The organism is Fulvivirga sp., from assembly GCF_040220315.1.
Taxonomy (GTDB): Bacteria; Bacteroidota; Bacteroidia; order Cytophagales; family Cyclobacteriaceae; genus Fulvivirga.
Window position 1 is genome coordinate 1 of record NZ_JAVJUY010000193.1, and the last position, 5,467, is coordinate 5,467.

The 5,467-nt window shown below is 36.2% G+C and carries 7 protein-coding genes and 1 pseudogene; all 8 read left to right on the forward strand.

Annotated elements, in window-relative coordinates; genetic code table 11:
• The first annotated feature begins 175 nt into the window (after positions 1 to 175).
• The gene (locus tag RLO81_RS09410) at positions 176 to 646 is read left to right on the forward strand and encodes a TlpA family protein disulfide reductase (protein ID WP_350110525.1); all 471 of its coding nucleotides are present in this window, start codon (positions 176 to 178) and stop codon (positions 644 to 646) included.
• Between the two features lie 18 nt (positions 647 to 664).
• A complete protein-coding gene (locus tag RLO81_RS09415; protein ID WP_350110528.1) occupies positions 665 to 1,264 on the forward strand; it encodes a thioredoxin family protein in 600 nt (199 codons plus the stop codon).
• A 9-nt stretch (positions 1,265 to 1,273) separates the two neighbouring features.
• A complete protein-coding gene (locus RLO81_RS09420; RefSeq protein WP_350110531.1) occupies positions 1,274 to 1,786 on the forward strand; it encodes a DinB family protein in 513 nt (170 codons plus the stop codon).
• Between the two features lie 27 nt (positions 1,787 to 1,813).
• Positions 1,814 to 3,073 (forward strand): D-alanyl-D-alanine carboxypeptidase/D-alanyl-D-alanine-endopeptidase, encoded by a 1,260-nt coding sequence (locus RLO81_RS09425; RefSeq protein WP_350110534.1) that lies wholly within the window; start codon positions 1,814 to 1,816, stop codon positions 3,071 to 3,073.
• A 1-nt stretch (position 3,074) separates the two neighbouring features.
• Positions 3,075 to 4,157, forward strand: coding sequence for a glycoside hydrolase family 3 protein (locus RLO81_RS09430; protein WP_350110537.1), 1,083 nt, complete (start codon positions 3,075 to 3,077; stop codon positions 4,155 to 4,157).
• A complete protein-coding gene (locus RLO81_RS09435) occupies positions 4,150 to 4,386 on the forward strand; it encodes a hypothetical protein (protein WP_350110540.1) in 237 nt (78 codons plus the stop codon). The genes RLO81_RS09430 and RLO81_RS09435 overlap by 8 nt, the downstream gene beginning before the upstream one ends.
• On the forward strand, positions 4,377 to 5,180 hold the full coding sequence (locus RLO81_RS09440; RefSeq protein ID WP_350110543.1) for an N-formylglutamate amidohydrolase: 804 nt from the start codon (positions 4,377 to 4,379) through the stop codon (positions 5,178 to 5,180). Before RLO81_RS09435 ends, RLO81_RS09440 begins: the two co-directional genes overlap by 10 nt.
• 2 nt (positions 5,181 to 5,182) lie before the next feature.
• A pseudogene (locus RLO81_RS09445) lies at positions 5,183 to 5,467 on the forward strand (formimidoylglutamate deiminase); the annotation flags it as partial.

Here is a 5,467-nt window from a genome sequence, read left to right on the forward strand (position 1 = left end):
CCTAAAATATGCTTTCCGTTAGGTTAATTAATTGTTAAGGAATTTTTTCCTAATTATTTTGCCAGCTTGTTAAAGAAAAACAATTGAAAAATAGCCTATTTTGATATTCTTGAAATAGTGCAATTATGAAATTTATCTAAAAACTTATTTAGCACTCTTACGTTTGTCTTATATCATGAAATATCTTTTTATACTTTTCATTCTAATCTCCTCTACATTCACTTTTTCACAGCAAGTAAATGTTATTGAAGTAGATGAGCTAGTACAGTTAGTAAACTCCGAAAAAGAAAAGGTTCAGGTCATTAATTTTTGGGCTACTTGGTGTGGGCCATGTATTAAAGAGTTGCCTTTTATAGAGCAGGTGGGTGAGAGTATGAAAAGCAAAGTAGATATTCAATTGGTAACGGTAGACTTTGTGGAAGACCTGGAAAAAGTTGAGAAGTTTGTTGAGCGAAAGCAACTGAAATCTAACATTTATTTAATCAATAATGTAGATTACAACTCATGGATTGACAAAGTAGACAAACGATGGTCTGGTGCAATACCAGCCACTGTTATTGTTAATCCTGTTACTGGGGAAAGAAAATTTGTTGAGAAAGAACTTAAAGAGGGTGAATTAGAAAGCCTGATAGAAGAATTACTTTAATCCTAACTAATATAAATCATGAATTCTAAATTATTACTTGTATCAATGTTGGTGTTGTTTTTTGCGGGAGCACCAAAAGCTGGCTACGAATTAGGTTCGGTAGTAGAGGACTTTACACTTAAGAATGTGAATGGCAAAGAAATTACTTTGTCAGAATATGGCGATAATGGGGCAATTGTCATATTTGATTGTAATACCTGCCCATATTCAAAGGCCTATTTAGAGCGAATTAAAGAATTAGATGCTATGTATTCGCCAAAGGGGTATCCTGTAGTGGCAGTTAATTCAAATGATCCAGAAAAATCTCCAGGTGATACTTTTGAAAAGATGGTAGAATATGCTGATGAAAATGAATACAAACACGCTTACTTATATGATGAAGATCAATCAGTAGCAAAAGCTTTTGGCGCTACCAACACACCGCATGTATTTGTGATTAAAAAAGAAGATGACAAACTGGTTTTAAAATACATTGGTGCCATAGATAACAATACAAGAGATGCAGCTGCTGCTGACAAAAAATATGTTCAGGATGCAGTTGATGCACTTTTAGATGGCAAAAACCCAGAGACAACAAAAACTAAGGCTATTGGCTGTACAATAAAGTGGGCATCCTAAGAACAAACTATGTCTAAACCATCTTTAAGCGAAATTCCTGAGTTCTATCAGAAATATGTGAACGCTGTTGGTTATGATGATTTAATACCAGCATTAATTAATAGTGGAAATGAAACCATCGACTTGCTAAAATCAATTCCCGAAAAGTCTGCGGGATACCGTTATGCAGAGGGGAAATGGTCGATTAGAGAAGTTGTAGCTCATATGATTGATGCTGAACGTGTGTTTGCATACAGAGCCTTGAGATTTTCCAGAAATGATAAGACGCAATTGCCCGGCTTTGAACAAAACGATTGGGCCGTGGAGGCAAACGCAGAAAACAGAAAGCTGTATAAGTTAATAGAGGAATATAATAATGTTCGTGCATCCACCATCGATCTTTTTGGAAGTTTTAATGAAGAAATGCTCAAAAGGGTTGGCAATGCTAATGGTTCTCAAATGTCAGTAATTGCACTTGGGTTTATAATTGTTGGTCATGAAACGCATCATAGAAAGATCCTTAATGAGCGATATTTTTCTTAATTGAAGGCGACTTCTTAAATTGCCCGAATGAATTTCATTCGGGCAATTTTGTTTTTTGTGCTCTGCTCATGTTCAGTTTCTAAAATTGAAAGGAGCATTATTGCCATGGAAGATGAATTTCACGATCACACAGGATTTTTGATAGTAGACCCTTCTTCCAATAAAACATTCATAGACTATAAGTCAGACAAGTATTTTACTCCTGCCTCTAACACCAAAATTTTAACTTTTTATGCCTCACTTAAGTTTTTAGGAGATTCTATTCCTGCCCTTTATTATAAAGAGATTGGCGATTCGCTTATCTTTTGGGGAACAGGCGATCCATCTTTTTTATATCAGGAATCTCCATCATTAGAGGCGTATGAATTTCTCACTCAGAGTAAAAAACAGTTATATTTTTCTTCCACTAATTTTATGGACGACAAATACGGACCGGGCTGGGCATGGGAAGATCTGGAGTTTAGTTGGTCCGCTGAGAAATCATCTTTACCGATGTATGGAAATACATTCAAGATCAAAAAAACATCACAACTAGAAGTAATACCTAGGTTTTTTGAAGGATTTATTATACAAGGGGATTCACTCGTCAAAACAAAATGTAAACGACTCTTAGGTTCCAATAATTTCAATTATAATCCTGGCCTGGATGATTATGAGGAGGATTTTGCATTTGGCACTTCCGGGGTTTTAACAGCTGATCTTTTGTATGATACATTAAAGCGGAAAGTAACATCAATCGAAGTGAATATACCCGATGATGTGAACACATTATATCATTCAAATACTGATCAGTTACTAAAAACAATGATGCAGGAAAGTAATAATATGATTGCCGAGCAATTATTACTTGTTATTGCTGGAATAAAAACAGACACATTAAAATCTTCCATAGCCATTGAGAAAATTAAATCTGAGTTACTTGAGGGAATACCAGACGAGCCTAAATGGATAGATGGCTCAGGCCTTTCTCGATATAACGCAATCACGCCCAGATCGCTAGTGTGGCTACTAACCAATATGTACCAAAAGTATGGTGAATCTATAGTTGAGTATTTTCCAGCCGGAGGAGAATCCGGAACACTTGAAAATTATTACTTGGCAGAAAGTCCTTATGTATTCGCTAAAACAGGTACTATGACGAAACATCATAATCTAAGTGGCTACCTATTAACAAAAAAGGGCAAGGTTTTTATATTTAGTTTTATGAACAACAATTACACAACCAACTCATTACCTGTAAAAAGAAAAATGGAAGGGTTGTTGTATGATATTTACTTAAATAATTGAAATGAAAGGAATTTTAAGTGGTCTATTAATGCTAGTTGTATCTCTTTCCTCTGCGCAGAAATTTGATAGCTTGGATTTTAAGATCGGACAAATGCTGATTGTAGGCGTGAGTGGAACATCGATTTCTGACAACCCCTCAGTGATAGTAGATATTGAAAAGGGAAGAGTAGGAGGAGTGATATTGTTTGAAAAGAATATATCTGCTTCAAATTCTTTTGTGAATCTAAAGAAGTTTACATCTAACCTTGGTGGTAATGCGCCAGTTCCTCTTTTTATAGCCATCGATCAAGAAGGCGGATTAGTGAATAGGCTAAAGGAAAAGTATAGTTTCCCGAAATCAGTAACAGCCGAATATTTAGGAAATACGGGCAATCCAGACTCAACAAAGTTTTACGCTGAAATTACTGCTGCCACGCTAGCAGGCCTCGGTATTAATGTAAATTTTGCTCCAGTTGTTGATATTAGAATTGATGGAAATCCAGTAATTGCCAAAAACGGAAGAGCGTATTCAAAGAATCCCGATAGTGTCGCACTCCATGCACAGGAAGTTGTGAATGCAATGCGTGAGTTTGGGATAATAAGCGTTCTAAAGCATTTCCCTGGTCACGGAAGTTCAATGGCTGATTCTCACTACGGTGTAACTGATGTAACTAACTTCTGGTCAAAAGAGGAGCTTGTTCCATATATTAGGCTCATCAATAGTAATCAAGTGGATGCTGTGATGTCTGCTCATATCGTAAATAAGAAATTAGACAAAGAAGGTTTGCCCAGCACCCTATCTACAAAAATGATCAACGGTTTGTTGAGGAAAGACCTTAACTATCATGGCGTTGTTTTTTCAGATGATATGCAGATGCATGCAATCACAAAATATTATGGATTGGAGAAGGCATTAAAGCTTTCTATTTTGGCAGGTGTAGATGTGCTTATGTTTTCTAATAACATTCAAGGAAGTGAAAATAGAACAGTGGACACCGTCCATAATTTGATAAAAAAAATGGTGAAGAATGGCGTAATCTCAGAAGAGCGAATTAATGAATCGTATCATCGAATAGTAAAACTTAAAATGAAATATAATGGGTAAGAATATATTAATTACTGTACTTGTATTAATAAGTACTATTTCAACCACATTCTTTATATATGCAAATTTAAAGGTAACTGAGGCCGAGAGAATGGCTGAAGAACAACAATTAATTGCATTAAAAGCACAAGAAGAGGCAAGGAAACAACAAGAATATGCCGCTCAAGCACTTGCAGAGGCAGAAAGTCAAAGACAAAAACTAGAAGAAGCACTGTCTAAATGCAAATAGAGCAGTACAACATTTTACAACCTATTGGTCAAAGAGTGCCAATTATAGTATCCTCTCCACATTCTGGAGTACGATTTCCTGACGAGCTAAAAGAGGATTATAATCAAGAACTAATAGCCGCACCAGACGACACGGATTGGTTTATTCATCAACTATATGATTTTGCACCAGAGATGGGCATTACTATGATCACCGCAAAATATAGTCGTTGGGTGATTGATTTAAACCGAAACCCGGATAGCCAACCTTTGTATAATGATGGAAGAATTATTACTGAACTCTGCCCGACTAAGAGTTTTGCCGGTGATGAAATTTATCAAAAAGGTAAGCAGCCGGATGAGCGGGAAGTTAAAAGTAGATTGGAGAATTACTATTGGCCGTATTATCATAAAATTCAAGAGCTAATAGATAGCCTAAAAGAAGAATTCGGTTATATTATTTTCTGGGATGCGCATTCTATAAGAAAATATGTGCCATTAATAAGAAAGGAAGAATTCCCTTCTCTGATTTTAGGTGATAATGAAAGTGCTACTGCCTCAAAAAATCTATCAGAGATGACGCTCAAAACATTAGAAAATCGAGGTCATCAAGTTAATTATAATGATCCATTTAAAGGGGGACATCTTACTAGATATTTTGGTAAACCATCTGATAATCAGCATGCTTTGCAGTTAGAAATGACGAAAGTAAATTATATGGATGATAGCGAGCGCGAATATCATAAGCCGAGAGCTAGCAAGATGCGTGAGTCGTTACACAAGGTTTTTGAAGAATTAATTAATACGGCACCTTGATCATGAAAAAATATCGATTCAAAGCCTTATTACAAAATGACGGCTGGCATGATAATGTTGTTGTTTCGGTGGATCAGCAAGGGTTGATTACGTCAATTGATACAAATTCAGAGGGAGCAGAAATAGTAAATGGTTTTGCTGTCCCGGGTTTTCAAAATGCACATTCACATGCTTTTCAATATGCTATGGCAGGATTGGCAGAGAAGCATAAGCCCGGTAATGAAGCGGACGATTTTTGGAGCTGGAGAGAGGCTATGTATCAATTGGCGCTTACCATGAGTCCGGAT